Source organism: Micromonospora sp. CNZ297 (assembly GCF_007827625.1).
This window is the reverse complement of the sequence record NZ_VISU01000012.1, coordinates 147,078-165,651: the sequence shown is the minus strand read 5'-3', so window position 1 is coordinate 165,651 and position 18,574 is coordinate 147,078. Positions and strand designations below refer to the sequence as shown.

Genomic DNA, 18,574 nt, shown 5'->3' with positions numbered 1-18,574 from the left:
CCACGCCACGGCGCCCCGACGGCGCCGCGGACCACCCTGCCCCGAGAAGGAGACGACATTGGTACGCGCAGTGAGCGCCGACGAGGTGGCGCCGACCCGGCACGCCTGGCGGATCGAGGCGGTGGGACTGTCGGTGAAGGCCGGGCGGCACCTGGCCGTCGACAACCTCGGCCTGACGCTCGGCACCGGCGTGCACGGGCTGCTCGGCCCGAACGGCGCCGGCAAGAGCACGCTGATGCGCGCGCTCGCCACTGTGGTCAAGCCGCACGCCGGCGTGCTGCGGCTGCTCGGCGCGGACGCCGCCACGACCCGTGAGCTGCGCCCGGTGCGCCGCCGCCTCGGCTACCTGCCGCAGCAGTTCGGCTACTACCCCCGGTTCACGGTCCGGGAGTACGTCGAGTACGTGGCCTGGCTGCGGGAGATGCCCGCCTCCGCGGTGCCGGGCGCCGCCCAGCGGGCAATCGACCGGGTACGCCTCACCGACCGGGCCGACGCCAAGCTCAAGTCGCTGTCCGGCGGCATGCTGCGCCGGGCCGGCATCGCCCAGGCGATCGTGAACGAACCGGAGCTGCTGCTGCTCGACGAACCGACTGTCGGCCTGGACCCGGAGCAGCGGGTGCAGTTCCGCGAGCTGATCCGCGAACTCGGCGCGGACGCGTGCGTGCTGGTCTCGACCCACCTGGTGGAGGACGTGGTGGCGGCCTGCTCCGACGTCATCCTGATGGACGACGGCGCCCGCGTGTTCCAGGGCCTGCCCGCCGACCTGGTCCGCCACGGCGAGACCGGCGGCGTCGGCGACAGCGCCGCGGAGCGCGGCTACTCGTACCTCCTCCAGCAGCACCGGGGCGCGTGATGATCCGACAGGTACGTATCGAACTGCGCCGCTCGAACGCGCCGGCCGTGGCGGTGCTGCTCCTCGTCATCGGGATCCTCGGCGTCGCCAGCATGTACAGCTTCTGGCAGGGACAGTGGCTGCGGCTGGGCTACGTGCACTCCTCGGCCATGTTCCTCCTGATGCCCCTGGCGCTGGCCGGCGGCGCGGTGCTCGGCCGCCGGGACCGGCGCACCCGCGCCGACGAGCTGATGAACAGCACCGGCCGGCCCCGCTGGCAGCGCACGCTGCCGGCGATGACCGCGCTCGGCGTCGCCGTCGCGGCCGCGCATCTGCTCGTGCTCGCCGGCGGTGCGGCGCTGGTCGCCACCGGCGGCGCCTACGTCGGCGTACGCGGGCTCGCCGGGCCCCTGGTCGACGTGCTGGTGCTCGTCGGCGCGGCCTGGTGCGGCACGGCCGTCGGGCGCCTGTGGTCCTCACCGCTGCTGCCCCCGCTGCTGGCCGCCGCCGCGTTGGTCGCGCAGGAGGGCACGTCCATGCTCGCGGGTGCGGACAGCAAGGTGTCGAACGTGTCCCTCATGATCAACTGGCCGCCGGACACGCCCTGGGAGACGCTGTCGGACCGGCTGCTGCTGAGCCGGCTGGCGCTGGGGGCCGGGCTGGTGCTCGCCGGCCTGCTCCTGGCGGCGGGCGGGTCGTGGCTGACCCGGGCCGGCGCGCTCGCGGGGCTCGCCGGCGGCGTGGCGGGTCTCGTGCTGATCGGCGTGCCCGGCCCGGCCGGGATCTGGCAGCTCGACCCGGGAGCGCGCCGCTACGTCTGCGCCGACGGCACGCCGCAGGTGTGCGTCACCGCCGTCAACGCGCACCTGCTGCCCGAGGTCACCACCGAGGCCCGCCGAGGGCTGCGCGCGCTGGCGAAGCTGCCGGACGCACCGACCCGCGCGGTGGAGCTTCGGCTGGACACCATCGGCAGCAACGACAGCGAGCAGTGGCACCGGCCCCGGCCCGCACCCGGCACCGTGCAGTTCCACCTGGAGGTCGATCCGGACACCGGCCGGGCCGCGGACGTGGCCGAGCGCATCGCCATGGGCGGCGGCACCCGGTGGTCCGGCTGCGGGCGCAGCGGCGACGACATCGCCCCGGCGATCGTCGCGGCCTGGCTGCTGGACACCGACACCGTGCGGCTGTGGGACTCCTGGACCGGATACCGGTACGCCGACGAGCAGCAGGAGGAGATCCGGGCCGGGGTGCGGCAACTGCGCGCGCTGCCCGAGCCGGAGCAGTTGCGGCGGGTCACCGCGCTGCGGGACGCGGCCGCGCGGTGCGAGCCGGACCTGATGCCGGCGCTCACCGGCCGGGCCGCGCCGTGACCCGCTGGCTGCCGCTGTACGTGCGGTCCCGCCGGCTACCCGCCGCCCTGGCCGGATCGGCAGTCGCCGTCGCGGTGATGACCGCCTCCTGGTCCGCCTTCACCGACCGCCCCGAGGTGCCGGCCGGCCTCGCCGTGCTCACCACCGCGATGGCGGTGGCACCGCTCGGGCCGACGCTCGCCGGCACCGACCCGGCGCTGGAGCGGACCGCCGCGTGGCAGTGGGCGCCGCGCCGGGCCGGGCACCTGCTCGCGTACGGCGCGGTGGTGGTCGGGCTGCTGGCCGCCGCCCGCATGCTCGGCGCCGACTTCGGGCCGCTGTCCGTGCTGGCCCGCAACACGGCCGGGCTGACCGGGCTGGTCGGACTCGGGGCCGCGCTCGCCGGCGCGCGGGCCGCCTGGCAGGTGCCGACCGCCTGGGCCGCGCTGGGGGCTTTCCTGGCCGCACCGGGCGGACCGGAGTGGCGGCAGGTCGCGCTGTGGATGGCGCAGGAACCGGGCAACCGGATCGCCGCCGTCACCGCCACGACGTTCCTCCTCGGCGGCGTCGTCGCGTACGCGCTGCGGGTGGGACCGCAGGTCGCGGCCGCCGAGGCGGCGCTGGAACAGTGACGTGCCGGACCTCGTCGCGCGCCCACAGCGCGCGGCGAGGTCCGGTCAGCGTCAGGTCAGCGGCACCCAGGCGAGGGTGGTCATGCCGGACAGGGCGGTCGCCTTGAGACCGGCGTCGGAGACCGTCCAGAGCACACCGTCGATCATCAGCGAACGGCGGATCGGCGCCCACTCGCCGCCGTCGGCCAGGACGCCCGGGTGGTCGACGGCACCGGCCGCTGTGAAGCCCTTGTCGCCGATGCGCAGCGCCAGCACACCGCCGGACGGCGGGCGCCTGGTGCCGTCGGCGCGGTCGGTGACCACGCCCGGCTGCCGCACCGGGAGCACCACCAGGCGCTCGGGCTCCCAGTACAGGAACGCGTGCGGGTCGTGCTCCGCCTCGGACCAGCCGCCCGGGACGTGGTGCTGGGCGATGCGCGCCGGACGGGCCGGGTCGGCCACGTCGAACAGCGACACCTGGGTGCCCGTCACCCGTCCCCGGTCCGTCGCGTCCTGCCCGACCCCGATCAGGCGGCCGTCGCCGGCCGGGTGCAGGTACGCCGAATAGCCGTTGATCTTCAGCTCGCCGGTGACCCGGGGCGCGGCCGGATCGCGCAGGTCCACGCCGTACAGCGGGTCGGTCTGCCGGAACGTGACCACGTACCCGGTGCCGCCGACGAACCGCACCGCGAAGATCCGCTCGCCCTTGCCCAGGCCGGTCACCGCGCCGACCCGCTTCAGCGTGGCACCGTCGGCGCGCAGCACGTAGACGCCGGACTGCGAGGACGTCCCCCGCCCCCAGGTGTCACCCGTCGTGGTCGCCACCCGGAGGTGACCGTCCCACTCGGACAGCGCGTACTGGTTGATCAGCCAGCCGGGCACGGACCCGGCGGCGACGAAGCGTGGCGTGCCCGCCGCGGTGTCGAACTGGTAGATCTCGGTGCTGGTGTCACGTGCCCCGGACGGTCCGCCACGCCACATCCGCCAGCGGTGGTCGTTGGCGACGTAGAGGCGTGCGCCGTTGCTGTAGACGGTGTCGCCGTCGGCGACCACGGTGACCGGGTCACCGGCACCGAGCGCAGCCGCGCCCAGGTCGAAGCTGAGCACCGTCACCATCGACGCGCCGGAGAATCCGGCCGGACGGTTGACCCGGTCGCAGCCGACCCGCCCCGTGCCGACGGTCCGCACACTGTCGCGGATCTCGTAGCGGGGCAGCCAGTCGTCGAGCGTGGCCTTGTCGATGACCGCCCGGTTGGCGGCGATCCGCTGGGCGTCGGTCCGGCGACCGGACGGGTACGGGAAGTCGAGCCGGGGCGCGGACCGGATCACCACACGGGCGGTCCCGCCGGACTGCCGGGCGTCGACCAGGAGACCGTCCATCCGGTACTCCCCCACCACCCGGGGCGGTCCGGCGAGGTCCACCAGGGCGAGCCGGGCCTGCGGGGTCGCGCCCGGGCGCGTCTGCCCGTCCGGTACGGGGCCCTTGACGGTCCGTCCGGCGTGCAGCAGCACGAGCGCCCGGTCACCGTGCAGCAGCAGGCTCCCCTCGTCGCCGGAGAACCGCTCGGCATCGGGGTCGAGCGCCAGCCGGCCGGTCACGCGGCGGCTCGCCGGATCGACCACCGACAGCACGCCCCGGCTGACCGTGACGATCCGCCGCCCGTCGGTCTTGACCAGGTCCGGTTCGTCCACGCCGGCCTCGTGCACGTTGGTGCCGGAGAAGTCGGGCGTGGACGCCGACGCCGCGTCCTTGGCGGCGCCGCCGACCGCCGCCCGTTCCGCGCTGAACTGCATGCGTACGTCCGGGCCGAGACCCCACGGGCCGACCGCCGCCTTCGCGGCCGTGCGGAGCTGCCGCAGCGCCTCGTCGCAGCCGTCGAAAGCCACCAGCCGCAGCCCGCCGGCCGGTACGACCCGCCCGGTGGGCGGCGGGTCGGCGGCCGGCGGTGACGCGGTGCAGCCGGCGAGAGCCAGCGCGGCGGCCATCGTCCATCCAAACGTCCGGGATCCGTGACGGGTCATGCCGGTCAGACGTGGCGGTGACGAGCACGGTTCCCGGCCGTGCCGTTCGACCACCGGCCGTGCCGCTCAACCGCCCGCCATCGCGCCGAGCACGATGAACGGCTCCTTGCCGGCGACCACCTCCTCCGGCAACGGGTCGTCCGGGGACTCGTTGGAGAGGTCCAGCTCGCAGGCGTAGAAGCGGACGAACGGCCGGCGCTTCCCGCTGTGCCGGTCGCGGATCGTGCCGAGCAGCATCGGGTACGCGGTCTCCAGCGCGTCGAGCACCTCCCGCTGGGTGGGCGGCCCGGCCACCTCGACGCGGACCTCGCCGGTGACGTGCGCCAGGTTCTTCAGGTGCGCCGGCAGCACCACCCGGATCACGGCAGCACCTGGACCTCGACCGAGAGCACGCCCGGCAGGTCCCGCACGATCGGCGCCCACGTGTCGCCGCCGTCGGCCGAGTGGTAGACCTGACCGCCCGTGGTGCCGAAGTAGACGCCGCACGGGTCGAGCGTGTCGACGGCCATCGCGTCGCGCAGCACGTTGACGTAGCAGTGCGACTGCGGCAGCCCTTCGGTCAGCGGTTCCCAGTGCTCACCGCCGGTACGGCTGCGGTAGACGCGCAGTTTGCCCTCCGGCGGGTAGTGCAGCGAGTCGCTGGTGATCGGCACCACGTAGACCGTCTCCGGCTCGTGCGCGTGCACCGCGATCGGGAAGCCGAAGTCCGTCGGCAGGTCGCCGCTGACCTCCCGCCAGTTCGCGCCGGCGTCGTCGGTGCGCATGACGTCCCAGTGCTTCTGCATGAACAGCGTGTCCGGCCGGGACGGATGCTGGGCGAGCCGGTGCACGCAGTGCCCCACCTCGGAGTCGGTGTCCGGGATCTCGCCCGAGCGCAACCCCTTGTTGATCGGCAGCCAGCTCGCGCCGGCGTCGTCGCTGCGGAACGCGCCCGCCGCCGAGATCGCGACGTAGATCCGGTCCCGGTCGGCCGGGTCGAGCAGGATCGTGTGCAGGCACATCCCGCCCGCGCCGGGCTGCCAGGACGGGCCGGTCGGGTGCTGTCGCAGGGCGGTCAGCTCGGACCACTTCTGGCCGCCGTCGGTGGACAGGTAGAGGGCGGCGTCCTCGCCGCCCGCGTACACGGTGTCAGGGTCGTGGCGGGAGGGCTCCAGGTGCCAGATCCGCTTGAACTCCCACGGCCGCGGAGTGCCGTCGTACCAGAGGTGCTGCCCCACCTCGCCGCTGTAGGCGAAGTCGTTGCCGACCGTCGTCCAGGTCCGGCCGCCGTCGTCCGAGCGCTGGATCAGCTGCCCGAACCAGCCGCCGGACTGGGACGCGTACAGCCGGTCCGGTTCGACAGGCGAACCTGTCAGGTGGTAGATCTCCCAGCCGCCGAAGTGCGGCCCGTCGACGGTCCAGTCGTCGCGCTTGCCGTCCGAGGTCAGGATGAACGCGCCCTTGCGCGTGCCGACCAGTACTCGTACGCCGCTCATGTCTCGTCCTCTCGTCCGAGGGGTTCTCCCCGCAATGACCGTGCGGCTCACCGAAACTCATCGCTGTCGTACTCCCCGGCTACGACATTTCCCGGTCGGGCGGGCGGCGGCGGCGCCGCCACGCCGGTGCGGCCGGAATGTCGGGGGGTGCGGCTAGCCTGCGCGCATGACCGGCCCCGGAGACGTCCCGCCCGAGCACCTCGACCGCCTGCGGCCGGTCTGCCTCGGCCTGCCGGAGACCTACGAGGAGGCGGCCTGGGTGGGCGTCCGGTGGCGCGTCCGCGGCCGCACGTTCGCCCACGTGCTCACCGTCGACCCGGGCCACCAGGCGGCGTACGCACGGGCCGCGGCGACCGACGAGCCGGTCTGCGTGATGACGTTCCGCTCCCCCGGCGACGAGATCGCCGGGCTGCTCGCGGCCGGGCCGCACTTCTTCAAGCCGGACTGGGCCGCCGACGTGGTCGGCCTGCGGCTGGACGCGGACACCGACTGGACCGAGGTCGCCGAACTGCTCACCGAGAGCTACTGCGTGCTGGCCCCGAAGAAACTGGTCGCGCTGGTCGACCGGCCGGGCTGAGTCAGCCGAGCTTCTTGCGCAGCGTCTCGAACGCCAGGTCCGCCCGCAGCGGCACGCCGAACCGCTCGTCGCCGTACGGGAACGGGATCAGCTCGCCGGTGCGGACGTAACCGCGCCGCTCGTACCAGCCGATCAGGTCGTCGCGCTGGACGATCACGGTCATCCGCATCTCACCGGCGTGCCACTGCTCGGCCGCGTAGCGCTCGGCCTCGGCCAGCAGATCCCGGCCCACGCCGCCGCCCTGCCGGCCGGGCGCGACAGCGAACATCCCGAAGTAGACGTGGTCGTCGCGGCGCTCCAGCTGGCAGCAGGCCACCAGGTCGCCGTCCTGCTCGGCGACCAGCACCACGCCGTCCGGGCCGGTGACCGCGGCGGTCACCATCGCCGGGTCGGTGCGCTGCCCGGCCAGCAGGTCCGCCTCGTGGGTCCAGCCCTGCCGGCTGCGCTCACCCCGGTACGCCGACTCGATCAGGTCGACGAGGGCTGCCACGTCCTCGGGACGGGCGACCCGGACGGTACGGGGTGCGGGGCTGGTCATGGCAGTTCTCCACGGTCGCGGCGGCGTACCTGGTCAGCGTACGCACGCGGGTGTCCCGGACGGCGGCCGGGACCACCGGGCGGGACGGTTCGTGGTTCACTGCCCGGCATGGAGACGACAGTCGGCACGGCGGGCCTGCCGGCGGTCCTCGACCTGCCGGCCGGGCCGGTACGCGGCGGCCTGGTGGTGCTGCACGGCTCGCACGCCGAGCAGCACTCCTACTTCCTCTACGCCCATCTGGCCCGGCTGCTGCCTCCGGCCGGGATCGCGGTGCTGCGCTACGACCGCCGCCCTCGGATCGACGGACACGACGTGCCGCTGGCCGACCAGGCCGAGGACGCGTCGGCGGCCGTGGCGGAGCTGCGCCGGCACGTCGGGTCGCCGCCGGTCGGGCTGTGGGGTTTCAGCCAGGGCGCGTGGGCGGCGGCCCTGACCGCCGTCCGGCACCCGGTCGACTTCCTGGTGCTGGTGGGGTGCAGCGCGGTGAGCCCCGCGGTCCAGATGCGCCACGGCACCGCCGAGCAGCTCCGCCGCAACGGCTACGGCCCGGCCGACCTCGCCGAGCTGGCCGAGCTGCGCCGCGTCGCCGAGGGATTCCAGCGCGGCGACGTGCCGCGCGCGGAGGCGCAGGCGGCGATCGACGCGGCGGCCCGCCGCCGGTGGTTCCCGCTGGCGTTCCTGCCGAACGAACTGCCCGCGACGCCCGGCACCTGGACCGACATGGACTACGACCCGGCGCCGGTGCTGGCGCGGCTGACCTGCCCGGTGCTGCTCTGCTACGGCGAGACGGACGCGTGGATCCCGATCGAGGACAGCCTCGCGGTGTGGCGGCGGGCGGCGCGCGACGCCGAGCTGACGGTGGCCCGGCTGGCCGGCTGCGACCACGCCCCCACGCTCGGCGAGGGCGAGGATCTGGACAGCGTCAGCCCGCAGTACGAGCGGGTGCTGCTGGACTGGCTCGACCGGCGGCTGCCGCCCGCGGGCTGCGCGACGACGCCGCACCGCCCGCCCGGCTGAGCAGGCGGTCAGTCCCGGTACCGCAGCCCGGCGAGCAGCAGGCCGACCAGCCGGCGCGCGTCGTAGCGGGGATCGCTGTCCGCGCCGATGCAGAGGTTCCCGACGCCGCGCAGCAGCTGGTACGCGTCGACGTCCCGGCGGGTCTCGCCGGCCTCGGCCGCGGCGTCCAGCAGAGCGGCGCAGACCGGCACCAGCCGGTCGACGAAGTAACCGTGCAGCGCGTCGAACTGCCCGCTGTCCGCGCGCAGCGCCGCGGCGAGCCCGTGCTTGGTGACCAGCAGGTCGACGAACTGGTCGATCCACCGGGTCAGCGCGGCGTACGGGGTGGGTGCCTGCGCCAGGCAGACCGGGCCGGCTTCGGCGCACGCCTCGACCTGGTGCCGGTAGACCGCGACCACGAGGTCGGCGCGGGTCGGGAAGTGCCGGTAGACCGTACCCACGCCGACGCCTGCGGCGGCGGCGATGTCGCGTACCGGGGCCTCGACGCCGGAGGCGACGAACACCGCGGCGGCGGCGTCGAGCAGCGAGCGCTGGTTGCGCCGCGCGTCGGCCCGGCGTCGGCCCGGCCCGGTGGTGTCGGTCACGTTCGGCGTCCTCTCCTGGACTGCGGTTGTCAAACGGAACAGCGTTCCGTATCGTTACCGGAGCAATGTTCCGCATGGCCATCATGCCAGGCGGGACGAGAGATCACCGAGTCAGGCCGCGCCCGTCGCGGCCACCGGAGGGACACCCCATGCAGTACCGCACCCTGGGCCGCACCGGCGTACAGGTCAGCACGCTCGCGCTGGGCGCCATGAACCTCGGCCCGATCGGGCGCACCACCCAGGACGAGGCCACCGCGCTCGTCGGGGCCGCACTCGACGCCGGGATCAACCTGATCGACACCGCCGACGCCTACGGCAACGGGATCTCCGAGGAGATGGTCGGCCGGGCGATCGCCGGCCGCCGCGACGACGTGGTGCTGGCGACGAAGGCCGCCCTGCCCATGGGCGAGGAGCGCAACCGCCGGGGCGGCTCCCGGCGCTGGCTGGCCACCGCCCTGGAGGACAGCCTGCGCCGGCTCGGCGTCGACCACGTGGACCTCTACCAGATCCACCGCTGGGATCCGGCCACCAGCGACGAGGAGACGCTGTCGGCGCTGACCGACCTGCGGCAGGCCGGCAAGATCCGGTACTTCGGCACCTCCACCTACCCGGCCCACCGCCTGGTCGAGGCGCAGTGGGCGGCCCGCGAGCACCACCTCGGCCGGTACGTCACCGAGCAGCCCAGCTACTCGATCCTGCAACGCGGCATCGAGGCACACGTCCTGCCGGTCACACAGCACTACGGGCTCGGCGTCCTGGTCTGGAGCCCGCTCGCCTCGGGCTGGCTCTCCGGGGCGATCCGGGCCGGCCGCGAGATCACCACCCACCGGTCCACGTTCATGCCGCAGCGCTTCGACCCCACGGTCCCGGCCAACCAGGCCCGGCTCGACGCGGTGGAACGGCTGGCCGGTGTCGCCGACGAAGCAGGACTCACGCTGATCCAGCTCGCGCTCGGCTTCGTCACCGCGCACCCCGCCGTGACCAGCGCGATCATCGGTCCGCGCACGCCGGAACACCTGCACAGCCAGCTCGCCGCCGCGGGCACCGTCCTGGACGCCGACGTCCTCGACGCGATCGACGCGATCGTCGCCCCCGGCGTCGACCTGGCCCCGGAGGAGAAGTACGACACCCCGCCCGCCCTGCTCGACCCGGCGCTGCGCCGCCGCTGACCGCTACGCTGCCGCGCATGGACGCCGAGCTGCCCACGTTCGAGTTCGCCTTCCCCGGCCCGCTGCGCGACCAGCTCGTCGCCGCGGTGCTCGACGGGAGCAAGACCACCACCACCGGCCTGCTCCAGGACTACGAGATCGACGGTGAGCCGCTACCGGCCGTCGGCACCCGCTCGGCGGTGATCGACTCCGACGGCCGGCCGGTGGTGGTGATCGAGCTGGTCGAGGTCCGCGTCGCCCGCCTCGGCGACGTCGACCTCGACCACGCCCGGGACGAGGGCGAGGGGTTCGAGACGGTCGCCGCCTGGCGCGCCGGCCACGAACGGTTCTGGCACGGCGACGACTACCGTGGCTGGCTCGGCGACCCCGGGTTCACAGTGGACGACGACACCCCGGCCGTGCTGGAACGCTTCCGGCTGGTCGAGACGCTCTGACGGCGGCCGGGCTGGTCACTCGGCGGCGAGCCAGGCGCGCAGTTCGGCGCCGTGCTCGTCCAGCTCCGGCGGCGGCAGGTCGTAGCGAGGTGGCGCCCCGGACAGGCCGATCGGATTCCGGATCCCCGGTACCCCGCCGGCCGTCACCACCGGCTCCAGGCCGAGCCCTTGAGCCAGCGCCACCCCCTCGGCCACCGAGTTGATCGGGCTGCACGGCACGCCCGCGGCACGCAGCTCGGCGAACCAGTCCGCGCTGCCGCGCCGGGACAGCGCCGCCACCAGCAACGAGCGCAGCTCGTCGCGGTGCGCGACCCGGTCGGCGTTGCGGCCGAACCGTACGTCGTCGGCCAGTTCCGGCACGCCGAGCACCCCGCAGAGGGTACGGAACTGGCCGTCGTTCCCGGCGATCACCACCAGCTCGCCGTCGGCGGTGGGCAGCGGCTCGTACGGCACGATGCTCGGGTGCGCGTTGCCCATCCGGTGCGGCGCCGCCGCACCCGCGACGTACGCGCTGGTGTGGTTGACCAGCCCGGACAGTGCCGAGGAGAGCAGGTCCACGGTGACGTGCTGCCCGCGACCGGTCTCCTCCCGGTGCCGCAGCGCGGCCAGGATCCCGACCGCCGCGTGCAGCCCGGCGATCACGTCGAACACCGCCACCCCGGCCTTGTAGGGCGGGCCGTCCGCGTCCCCGGTGAGGCTCATCAGCCCGGCGGCGGCCTGCACCATGAGGTCGTACCCCGGCAGGTCGGCGCCCCCGGCGTCGCCGAAGCCGCTGATCGAGGCGTACACCAGGCGGGCGTTGCGGGCGGTGACCGTGCCGTGGTCGAGGCCGAAGCGGCGCAGCGCGCCCGGACGGAAGTTCTGGATCAGCACGTCGGCCCGGTCGGCCAACCGGTGGGCCAGCGTCAGGTCGCCGGGATCGGTCAGGTCGAGCACCAGCGAGCGCTTGTTGCGGTTGACCGCCAGGTAGTAGGTGGCCACGTCGTCGCGCACCGGGGGCCGCCAGCCGCGGGTGTCGTCACCGCCGGGCGCCTCCACCTTGACCACGTCCGCGCCGAGGTCGGCCAGGAGCATCGTCGCGTACGGCCCGGCGAGGATCCGGGAGAAGTCGGCGACCAGCACCCCGCGCAACGGACCCGACATGCCACCCTCCCTCGCCGCCGACCACGATGACACATACCCGACGGCACGCCCGGCAGGGGTGGCCGAGGACGCCCTCCTGGCCCACCCGGGTGTCCGGGAGGCCGCGGTGGTCGGCACGCCCCACCCCGACCTGGGCCAGCAGGTGACCGCGTACGTGGTGGGCGACGGAGTGGCCGAGACGGAGCTGATCGACTTCGTGGCGCGGCACCTGTCCGCGCACAAACGCCCCCGGCAGGTACGGCTGGTCGGCGCGCTGCCCCGCAACGCGATGGGCAAGGTGCAGAAGTCCCGGCTGACCGAGGTGTGACCGGCCGCCTCAGCGGGCCGCGGCCGCCCGGCGGACGAGCCGGCGGGCCTCGTCCGGCGGCACGCCCGTGGCGCGCAGCAGGTCGTTGGCGACGGTCCGCAACTGCGAGACCACGATGGTGCCGGAGAAGCCGATGTCCTGCCGGCACGCCTCGCCCGCGTCGCGCACCGCGCGCAGCACCCGCTCCCGGGCGGCGACCGGCTCCTCGGCGGCCAGGAACTCCCGGTGCAGCAGCCGGATCGCCTCGCTGAAGTGCTCGAGCGCGGCTGGTAGCTGCGGCGGCACCGGCTCCCGGTCCCGCAACGTGGTGCCGATCCGGCGGACCATGCCGCGGCTGTTGCGGAACGCCCGGTCCAGGTGCTCGGCGCCGTGCCGGTACGCGGCCAGGGCCCGCCGTCGCCGCCAGCGCACCGGGGAGAACCGCACCACCTCGTCGGCGGCGGTGACCATCTCGTCGATCTGGTCCAGCTCCGCCTCGGCGGCGCGCATCCGGGCCAGCACCTCGTCGGCCGCGCGCACGTCGGCCCGCGCCAGCGCCTCCGCCGACGCGGTCATCTGGCACGCGAACCTGTCGAGCGCCGGGTCGGCGACGCGGCGGACCGCGCGCAGCGGGTTCAACGGCGCGATCACCAGCACCACGAGCAGGCCGACCACACCGCCGACGAGCGCGTTGACGGTCCGGGGCAGCTCCAGGTCGGGCGACACCGGGGTCAGCGTGGCGACCAGGACCGCCGTACCGCCGGCCTGGGTGACGAGGGCGCCGGTGCCGCGGACGAGCACCGCCGCGGTGACCGCCAGGAACACGATCACGCCGGTCTGCCACGGCCCGGTGCCCAGGAGACTCACCAGCAGGTCACCGACGACGATGCCGAGCACGACACCGGCCACCAGCTCCACGGTCCGCCGGGTGCGGTTGCCGAGCGAGGCGGCGATGACGCTCACCGCCGCGGCCGGCGCGAACGTCGGGTCCGGGTTGCCGAGCACCTCCCGGGCGACCGTCCAGGCCAGCGCCGCGGCCAGGCCGGCCTGGACCGCCACGAGGAAGTACGTCCGCAGCCTCCGGTGGCCGGTCAGGCCCGCATCACGCACCCGGTCGACGCCAGCCCGCATATACCGGGGTACCCGCGGCCGACCGCTCGAATCTCATCCGGGGTACGCCATCGTGCCGGTCAGCGCCACCACACCGGGCAGCCGGGTGTCCTGGCGCAGGAACTGCACCACCACCGGCACCGGGGAGCGCAGCACGCAGCCGTACGGGCGGTCCAGCCGCACGGCCTCCGGATCGATCAGGTCGTTGACCCGTACGTGCCGGATGCGGCGGGCGCCGACCAGCAGCCGGTACGGCCCCACCGGCTCGGTGTCCTGGTAGTAGAAGTCCAGTTCCACAGCGGCGTCCCGGTCACCGGCGTTGAGCACGCAGAGCTGGTCGAAGGCGGTGAACGCCGGTTCCGGGCCGTGCGCGGGGAACGGCACGTGCCCGCCGGGCACCACCCAGACCCGGGCGCCGACGGGCGCGCTCACTGCTCCTCCAGCAGCCGGGCCAGGTCCGGCGTGAGGAACACCCCGTCCGGGTCGAGCCGGCGGCGCACCGCCTGGAAGTCGTCCCAGCGGGGAAAGAGGGGACGCAGTTCCCCCGCGCCGAGCCAGTGCTTCTTGCCCCAGTGCGGGCGCCCGCCGTAGTGCCGGAACACCGCCTCCACGTCCCGGAAGTACTCCTCGTACGGCAGTGAGGTGTTCTGCAGGCAGGCGATCGTGGTGGTGGGCCGGCCGTAGGCGTTGCTGAGCCAGATGTCGTCCGCGGCGATGGTGCGCACCAGCACCCGCCAGGCGGCCACCCGGCGGTGCCGGTCGCGCACCCGGCGGCGTACCTCGGCGAAGCACGCCGGGAACGCCTCCGACGGCAGCATGTACTCGATCTCCTCGAAGCGCAGCTCCCGGTCCCGGGGAATGGTGCGGTGGGTCGGCCCGACCTGGCTCTGCCGGGGCTCGCCGTCCGGCAACCGGACGTCCGCCCGGTCCGGCGCGGCGTCCGTGTCGATGCGGTTGATCACCCGGATCTGCGTCCGGTCACTGCGCGGGTACCAGTAGAAGTCCATGTTGCGGTTGGTGTGCTGGAGTTCGGCGAGGTGGTCCAGGGTCCAGTCGAGGTGCGTGCACCAGGAGCGGCGGTGCAGCTGATAGGTCGGCTGCACGTCGAGCGTGATCCGGGTGACCACGCCCAGCACGCCGAGGGAGAGACGGACGGCGGGCAGCAGGTCCGGGTTGCGGCGCGCGTCCACGTCCAGCACGTCGCCGGTGCCGGTGACCAGGCGTACGCCGGTGACCTGGGTGCTCAGGTTCCCGAAGCCGATGCCGGTGCCGTGGGTGCCGGTGGCGGTCGCCCCGGCGATCGACTGGTAGTCGACGTCACCCAGGTTGTCCATGGCCAGCCCGGCGTCGTAGAGCCCCTCGCCGAGCGCCCGGAGCTTGGTGCCGGCCCACGCGGTCGCGAGCCGCCCGTCGTCGGAGATCACGCCGGACAGCCGGTCCAGGCCGAGCAGGATCCCGTCGGTACGCACCAGCGGGCTGGACGAGTGCCCCGAACCGACCGGACGGATGGTGGCGCCGGTGGCCCGGGCACGGCGCACCAGGTCGCACACCTCGGCCTCGTCGGCCGGCTCGGCCCGGTCCGCCGGCGTGAAGCGGAGACTGCCGGACCAGTTCACGAATTCGCGTGTCACAGCGGCCCCTCCCCGACCGGCTTACCCGTGCCCGCCCGGGGTAGTCGCCGCCGCGCCGTGACCGCCGCCGCCGGGCGGCCCGGCGTGACCCGCACCCCGCCGGGAACCAGCGCGGCGCTCCCGACGACTATCCCTACATGGTGTGTGAGCAGTGGCGGGAGATCCTGTCGGCACAGCTGGACGGTGAGGCGTCCGAGTCGGAGATCGAGGCGGCCGAGGCGCACCTGACCGGCTGCGCCGGCTGCCGCGGCTGGTTCGACTCGGCCGCGTCGGTGACCCGGCGGGCCCGTACGCAGCTCGCCCCGCGGGTGCCCGACCTGGTCGACGCGGTCCTGGCCGCCGCTCCCCCGCCCCGGCCCAGCCGCCGCCACCGGATCACGCTCGGGCTGCGCGGGGCGCTCGGGCTGCTCGGCGCGGTGCAGCTCGTACTCGGCCTGGCCCAGATCGGCCGGGAGGCGGTCGTCACCCACGCGCACACCTCCGGCCAGCACCTGTGGCACGAGTCGGCGGCGTGGAACGTCGCGGTCGGCGCCGGGTTCCTCTACGTGGCCGCGCGCCGGTCCGCCCCGTCCGGCCTGCTGCCGATGCTCAGCGCGTTCGTCGCCACGCTCGTGCTGCTGTCGGTGAACGACCTGATCACCGGGCAGGTGGCGATGACCCGGCTGGTCAGCCACGGTTTCCTGCTGGTCGGCTGGGCCGTGATGCTGGTGCTGTCCCGCCTCGGCCGGCGCCCCGGCGACACCCCGCCCGGTCAGCGTCGGCCGGACGGATCCCGGTGGGCGCTGCCGACCGAGGAACCGGCCGCGCCGGCGCTGCGGCTGGTGCCGCCCGGCCCGTACCCCGTACAGGCCCGCGACCGGCGCGCCGCCTGACGGCCCGCGGCGCGGGTCTCCGGGTCGCGGCGTCCCTGCGGCCCTCGGGCGCGGTCGGGCCCCGGCCGGTCGCGGGCCCCGCAGGCCTCGGCGGTCGTGTCTCAGCGGTCTCGGCGGTCGTGGTGTCAGCGCGCCCGGCGGTCGCGGGCGTCAGCGCGCCCGGCGGTCTCGGGCGTCGCCGGACCAGGCGGCGACCAGGTCCTCCCGGGCGCGGGCCACGCGGGAGCGGATGGTGCCCACCGGGCATCCGCACACCTCGGCCGCCTCGGCGTAGGACAGACCGAGCACCTGGGTGGCCACGAACGCCTCCCGCCGGTCCGGCGCCAGCGTGGCGATGAGACCGCGCAGCACCACCCCGTCCTCCCCGCCGCCGGTCACCGCGCCGGCCGCCTCCGCGGCGGCCTGCCAGTCCGGCAGCGCCGCGACCCGGGGCCGGGCGGTCGCCGCCCGCACGTGGTCCACCGCGACCCGGCGGGCGATCGTGAAGATCCAGGTACGCGCCGACGACCGGCCCGCGAAGCCGGGCAGGCTGCGCAGCGCGCGCAGGAAGGTCTCCTGGGCCAGGTCGTCGGCCTCGGCGGGCCCGGCCAGGTGGGCGAGGAAACGCCACACCGGCGCCTGGAGGGCCCTGACGAACGCGGCAGCGGCCAGCTGGTCACCCCGGGCGGCGCGTCGTGCCCACCCGGTCACCTGCTCGTCGTCGTCCGGGCCCATCCGCGGCCGGCCCGCCGGTCCGGCATGCTCATGCCGGACGGTACGGATGCGCGCCCCGCTCGGTTCATCAGTGGCGTCCCTCCTGCCGGCGCCGGAGTCCGGTCGCCCCCGGTTGGTCGGCCGGCGGGTCAGGAAAGTTCCCTCGCTGTCAGTCGTCGACGGAGACGGTGACCGGCCCGACCCGCAGGACGCCGTCGGTGAGCGGCGAGCACCGGACGCCGCCGCGGCGGCGCATCGCCTTCCACGTGCCGGGGGCGACCACCACGTCGAGCCAGGCGCAGGGCGGGGCGGCCCGGTGCACCCGCAGCCGGACCGGGCCGTCGCCGGAGTCGAGCGTGAGCACGCGCCCGACCAGATCGTCCACCGGGATGCCCTCGGTGAGCACGTTGCGCCGCAGCTGGGTGAGGTCCGCGCCGGGCGGCAGCGACTCCCGCGCGATCAGCGTGACGCTCGCCTGACGGTGCGCGGGACGGCCGAAGTAGCGGTCACCGACGATGCCGAGCCCGGCGCGTAGCTCCACCCGGTCCACCAGCTCGCCCGGTGGCGCGGGGGCGGGTCCGTCCGCCGGGCGGCCCACGTACCGGTGCACGGGTGAGGCCAGCAACTGGACGATCCGCGGCATGCGCGAAGTCTAATCGGGGGCATACCACCGCCAAACCGGACGATAGCCGCGCTCACGTATCCGCGCCCTCCGCAGGGCGTTGTACCAGGTGTGACGGCGAGGCGACCCGACGCGATCGGGGCTCATCCGCAGCGGCGACTGGCCTGGGCGCGGCGCGAGAACGAGCGCGGGCGCCAGGCGTACGAGACGGCGGCCCGGACCTGGCGCCGCCGCGCCGACCACCTCGACCGGCTGTCGATGGAAGCGGCGGGCTTCCACGGCTGCCCACTGCCCGGCACCGCGCTGCCGGTGCCGCTGGACGACGGCGAGGTCGTCTACCGCATCCTGCCCACAGTCGACCTGGTCGAGGCGACGGCCCGGCACCTGCCCGGGCTGCCGGTGCCGGGCCGCACGCTCGCCGGTTGTCTCGACCCGTCCCACGGCCCGCTGCCGGCGGGACTGCGCGTGGTGGACAGCGGCACCGCCGTGGTGACCGACCGGCGGGTGGCCTTCGCCGGGCAGAACGCCCGGCGGGACTGGCCGCTGCGGGACGTGCGCGGCCTCGGGCACCACCCGGACCGTCCGGTCACCCTGCTGCACGACGCCGACGGCGGCGCCCCGGCGGGCCTGCGCGTACCGGCCCCGGGCGCGGCGAACACCAGGTTCTACCTCACCCTCGCCCACGCCGGTGCCACCGGCACACGGCAGGCGGTCGTCGAGGACGTCGAGGCGCTGCGGTCCGCCCACCGGGCTGCCCGGCCCCGGCCTCCCCGGCCGCTCGGCCCGTGGGACGCCCCGGCCGACCGGGCACTCCCCCAGCGGCTGGCCGCGGCGGGCGTCGCGGCGGCGGCCGTGCTGCTGGGCGTCACCTCCGCCGGCACCTGGACGGCGACAGCCGGGCAGACCGATCCGGCGCACGGACAGGCGACCGCGCCCGCCGCCACGGCCGCACCGCCCGCGCCCGGGGTGCCGCCCGGGGTGCCGCCCGTGGCGACTCCGGTCGACCCGTCGTCGTCGGTGGTCCGGCCGACCCGGCCCGCGCCGCCACCGAAGCGCCTCCCGAACGCGACCGCAGAGTCCGGGGCGCGGGTCCTCACCACCGCACCGCCCGTCGCCGGGTCGCCGCCGGCACGGGTCGGCGACCGCTCGTCGCCGCCCGTCGAGCCGCCCAGCCCTCCCGCCGACCAGGTGACTCCGGCACCGACCGCGAGCCCGACGAGCGACCCGGATCCGACCGGAGAGCCCGGTCCCACCGGCGACCCGAGCCCGACCGCCTCATCCGAGGCGGCCCTGCTGGACCTGGTGGGCCAGGTGGGCCGACGGCTCGGCCTGGCCGTAAGGCTCGGCGCGACAGCCCAGGTGGACGCGGCCCTCTCCTGACCCCGCGGAGTCGAGTGCCAGCCGGGGATGAAGGTGCCGCCGCCCTCGGCGTACCGGTCGAGGACGGCGAACGAGGTGGCCGCGCCCGGGCTGCTGGTCGGCTGTGCCCAGGCGGTTGCCGCGGCGACTGCTTGATCGCACCCGTGGCGGCCGCTTGATCGACACCATTACGCCGAGGTGGCGGCATCCGGCCGGCTCGGACCCCGCCACCTCGGCGAGCTGGCGTGGA

The 18,574-nt window shown here is 75.2% G+C and carries 20 protein-coding genes and 1 pseudogene; 10 read left to right on the top strand and 11 right to left on the bottom strand.

Annotated features, from left to right (window positions below):
- Positions 1–58: 58 nt before the first annotated feature.
- Genes FB454_RS21525 through FB454_RS21515 form a run of 3 tightly spaced genes read left to right on the top strand, consistent with a single transcriptional unit; the run spans position 59 to position 2,813 of the window.
- Positions 59–853 (top strand): ABC transporter ATP-binding protein, encoded by a 795-nt coding sequence (locus FB454_RS21525; RefSeq protein WP_120570014.1) that lies wholly within the window; start codon positions 59–61, stop codon positions 851–853.
- Entirely contained in the window at positions 853–2,202 is a 1,350-nt protein-coding gene (locus FB454_RS21520) for a hypothetical protein (RefSeq protein WP_145823351.1), read from the top strand. Before FB454_RS21525 ends, FB454_RS21520 begins: the two co-directional genes overlap by 1 nt.
- Complete coding sequence (locus tag FB454_RS21515; RefSeq protein ID WP_145823350.1) at positions 2,199–2,813, top strand: hypothetical protein; 615 nt, start codon at positions 2,199–2,201, stop codon at positions 2,811–2,813. Before FB454_RS21520 ends, FB454_RS21515 begins: the two co-directional genes overlap by 4 nt.
- 51 nt (positions 2,814–2,864) lie before the next feature.
- Here the strand turns inward: FB454_RS21515 and FB454_RS21510 are convergent, their stop codons facing one another.
- From FB454_RS21510 to FB454_RS21500, 3 genes are all read right to left on the bottom strand, one after another.
- Positions 2,865–4,778 (bottom strand): beta-propeller domain-containing protein, encoded by a 1,914-nt coding sequence (locus FB454_RS21510; protein WP_145823349.1) that lies wholly within the window; start codon positions 4,776–4,778, stop codon positions 2,865–2,867.
- Between the two features lie 102 nt (positions 4,779–4,880).
- Positions 4,881–5,177, bottom strand: a complete 297-nt coding sequence (locus FB454_RS21505; protein ID WP_013286186.1) for a MoaD/ThiS family protein — start codon at positions 5,175–5,177, stop codon at positions 4,881–4,883.
- Positions 5,174–6,289 carry a WD40/YVTN/BNR-like repeat-containing protein gene (locus FB454_RS21500; RefSeq protein ID WP_013286185.1) on the bottom strand — a complete coding sequence of 372 codons (1,116 nt, stop codon included), beginning with the start codon at positions 6,287–6,289 and terminating at the stop codon, positions 5,174–5,176. Before FB454_RS21500 ends, FB454_RS21505 begins: the two co-directional genes overlap by 4 nt.
- A 166-nt stretch (positions 6,290–6,455) precedes the next feature.
- Here FB454_RS21500 and FB454_RS21495 point away from each other — a divergent pair, with 166 nt between their 5' ends.
- Complete coding sequence (locus FB454_RS21495) at positions 6,456–6,866, top strand: MmcQ/YjbR family DNA-binding protein (RefSeq protein ID WP_030272444.1); 411 nt, start codon at positions 6,456–6,458, stop codon at positions 6,864–6,866.
- A gap of 1 nt (position 6,867) precedes the next feature.
- On the opposite strand, the gene FB454_RS21490 is transcribed toward FB454_RS21495, so the two are convergent.
- The gene (locus FB454_RS21490) at positions 6,868–7,404 is read right to left on the bottom strand and encodes a GNAT family N-acetyltransferase (RefSeq protein WP_145823348.1); all 537 of its coding nucleotides are present in this window, start codon (positions 7,402–7,404) and stop codon (positions 6,868–6,870) included.
- A gap of 108 nt (positions 7,405–7,512) precedes the next feature.
- Here FB454_RS21490 and FB454_RS21485 point away from each other — a divergent pair, with 108 nt between their 5' ends.
- Complete coding sequence (locus FB454_RS21485; RefSeq protein WP_091328133.1) at positions 7,513–8,421, top strand: alpha/beta hydrolase family protein; 909 nt, start codon at positions 7,513–7,515, stop codon at positions 8,419–8,421.
- A gap of 8 nt (positions 8,422–8,429) precedes the next feature.
- Here the strand turns inward: FB454_RS21485 and FB454_RS21480 are convergent, their stop codons facing one another.
- The gene (locus tag FB454_RS21480) at positions 8,430–9,005 is read right to left on the bottom strand and encodes a TetR/AcrR family transcriptional regulator (protein ID WP_114920325.1); all 576 of its coding nucleotides are present in this window, start codon (positions 9,003–9,005) and stop codon (positions 8,430–8,432) included.
- A 149-nt stretch (positions 9,006–9,154) separates the two neighbouring features.
- Here FB454_RS21480 and FB454_RS21475 point away from each other — a divergent pair, with 149 nt between their 5' ends.
- Both FB454_RS21475 and FB454_RS21470 read left to right on the top strand, forming a co-directional pair.
- Complete coding sequence (locus tag FB454_RS21475) at positions 9,155–10,174, top strand: aldo/keto reductase (RefSeq protein WP_145823347.1); 1,020 nt, start codon at positions 9,155–9,157, stop codon at positions 10,172–10,174.
- A gap of 17 nt (positions 10,175–10,191) precedes the next feature.
- Positions 10,192–10,608, top strand: coding sequence for an ASCH domain-containing protein (locus FB454_RS21470; protein ID WP_114920323.1), 417 nt, complete (start codon positions 10,192–10,194; stop codon positions 10,606–10,608).
- A gap of 15 nt (positions 10,609–10,623) precedes the next feature.
- On the opposite strand, the gene FB454_RS21465 is transcribed toward FB454_RS21470, so the two are convergent.
- Entirely contained in the window at positions 10,624–11,751 is a 1,128-nt protein-coding gene (locus tag FB454_RS21465) for a CoA transferase (RefSeq protein ID WP_145823346.1), read from the bottom strand.
- Positions 11,752–11,803: 52 nt separating this feature from the next.
- Between FB454_RS21465 and FB454_RS21460 the strand changes: the two are divergent.
- Positions 11,804–12,058: pseudogene (locus FB454_RS21460) on the top strand (AMP-binding enzyme); the annotation flags it as partial.
- A 9-nt stretch (positions 12,059–12,067) separates the two neighbouring features.
- On the opposite strand, the gene FB454_RS21455 reads toward FB454_RS21460, so the two are convergent.
- The 3 genes from FB454_RS21455 to FB454_RS21445 are packed head-to-tail and all read right to left on the bottom strand — an operon-like array spanning position 12,068 to position 14,778.
- Positions 12,068–13,147 (bottom strand): FUSC family protein, encoded by a 1,080-nt coding sequence (locus tag FB454_RS21455; RefSeq protein ID WP_255368005.1) that lies wholly within the window; start codon positions 13,145–13,147, stop codon positions 12,068–12,070.
- A 54-nt stretch (positions 13,148–13,201) separates the two neighbouring features.
- The gene (locus FB454_RS21450) at positions 13,202–13,579 is read right to left on the bottom strand and encodes a sensory rhodopsin transducer (RefSeq protein ID WP_013286176.1); all 378 of its coding nucleotides are present in this window, start codon (positions 13,577–13,579) and stop codon (positions 13,202–13,204) included.
- Complete coding sequence (locus FB454_RS21445) at positions 13,576–14,778, bottom strand: D-arabinono-1,4-lactone oxidase (protein WP_145823344.1); 1,203 nt, start codon at positions 14,776–14,778, stop codon at positions 13,576–13,578. The genes FB454_RS21450 and FB454_RS21445 overlap by 4 nt, the downstream gene beginning before the upstream one ends.
- A 137-nt stretch (positions 14,779–14,915) precedes the next feature.
- Here FB454_RS21445 and FB454_RS21440 point away from each other — a divergent pair, with 137 nt between their 5' ends.
- The gene (locus tag FB454_RS21440; RefSeq protein WP_145823343.1) at positions 14,916–15,650 is read left to right on the top strand and encodes a zf-HC2 domain-containing protein; all 735 of its coding nucleotides are present in this window, start codon (positions 14,916–14,918) and stop codon (positions 15,648–15,650) included.
- Positions 15,651–15,800: 150 nt separating this feature from the next.
- Here the strand turns inward: FB454_RS21440 and FB454_RS21435 are convergent, their stop codons facing one another.
- A complete protein-coding gene (locus FB454_RS21435; protein ID WP_145823342.1) occupies positions 15,801–16,364 on the bottom strand; it encodes a sigma-70 family RNA polymerase sigma factor in 564 nt (187 codons plus the stop codon).
- A 148-nt stretch (positions 16,365–16,512) separates the two neighbouring features.
- Positions 16,513–16,986, bottom strand: coding sequence for a molybdenum cofactor biosysynthesis protein (locus FB454_RS21430; protein ID WP_013476911.1), 474 nt, complete (start codon positions 16,984–16,986; stop codon positions 16,513–16,515).
- Positions 16,987–17,076: 90 nt separating this feature from the next.
- On the opposite strand from FB454_RS21430, the gene FB454_RS21425 reads away from it, so the two are divergent.
- Positions 17,077–18,345, top strand: coding sequence for a hypothetical protein (locus FB454_RS21425; protein WP_486485437.1), 1,269 nt, complete (start codon positions 17,077–17,079; stop codon positions 18,343–18,345).
- The last annotated feature ends 229 nt before the right edge of the window (positions 18,346–18,574 follow it).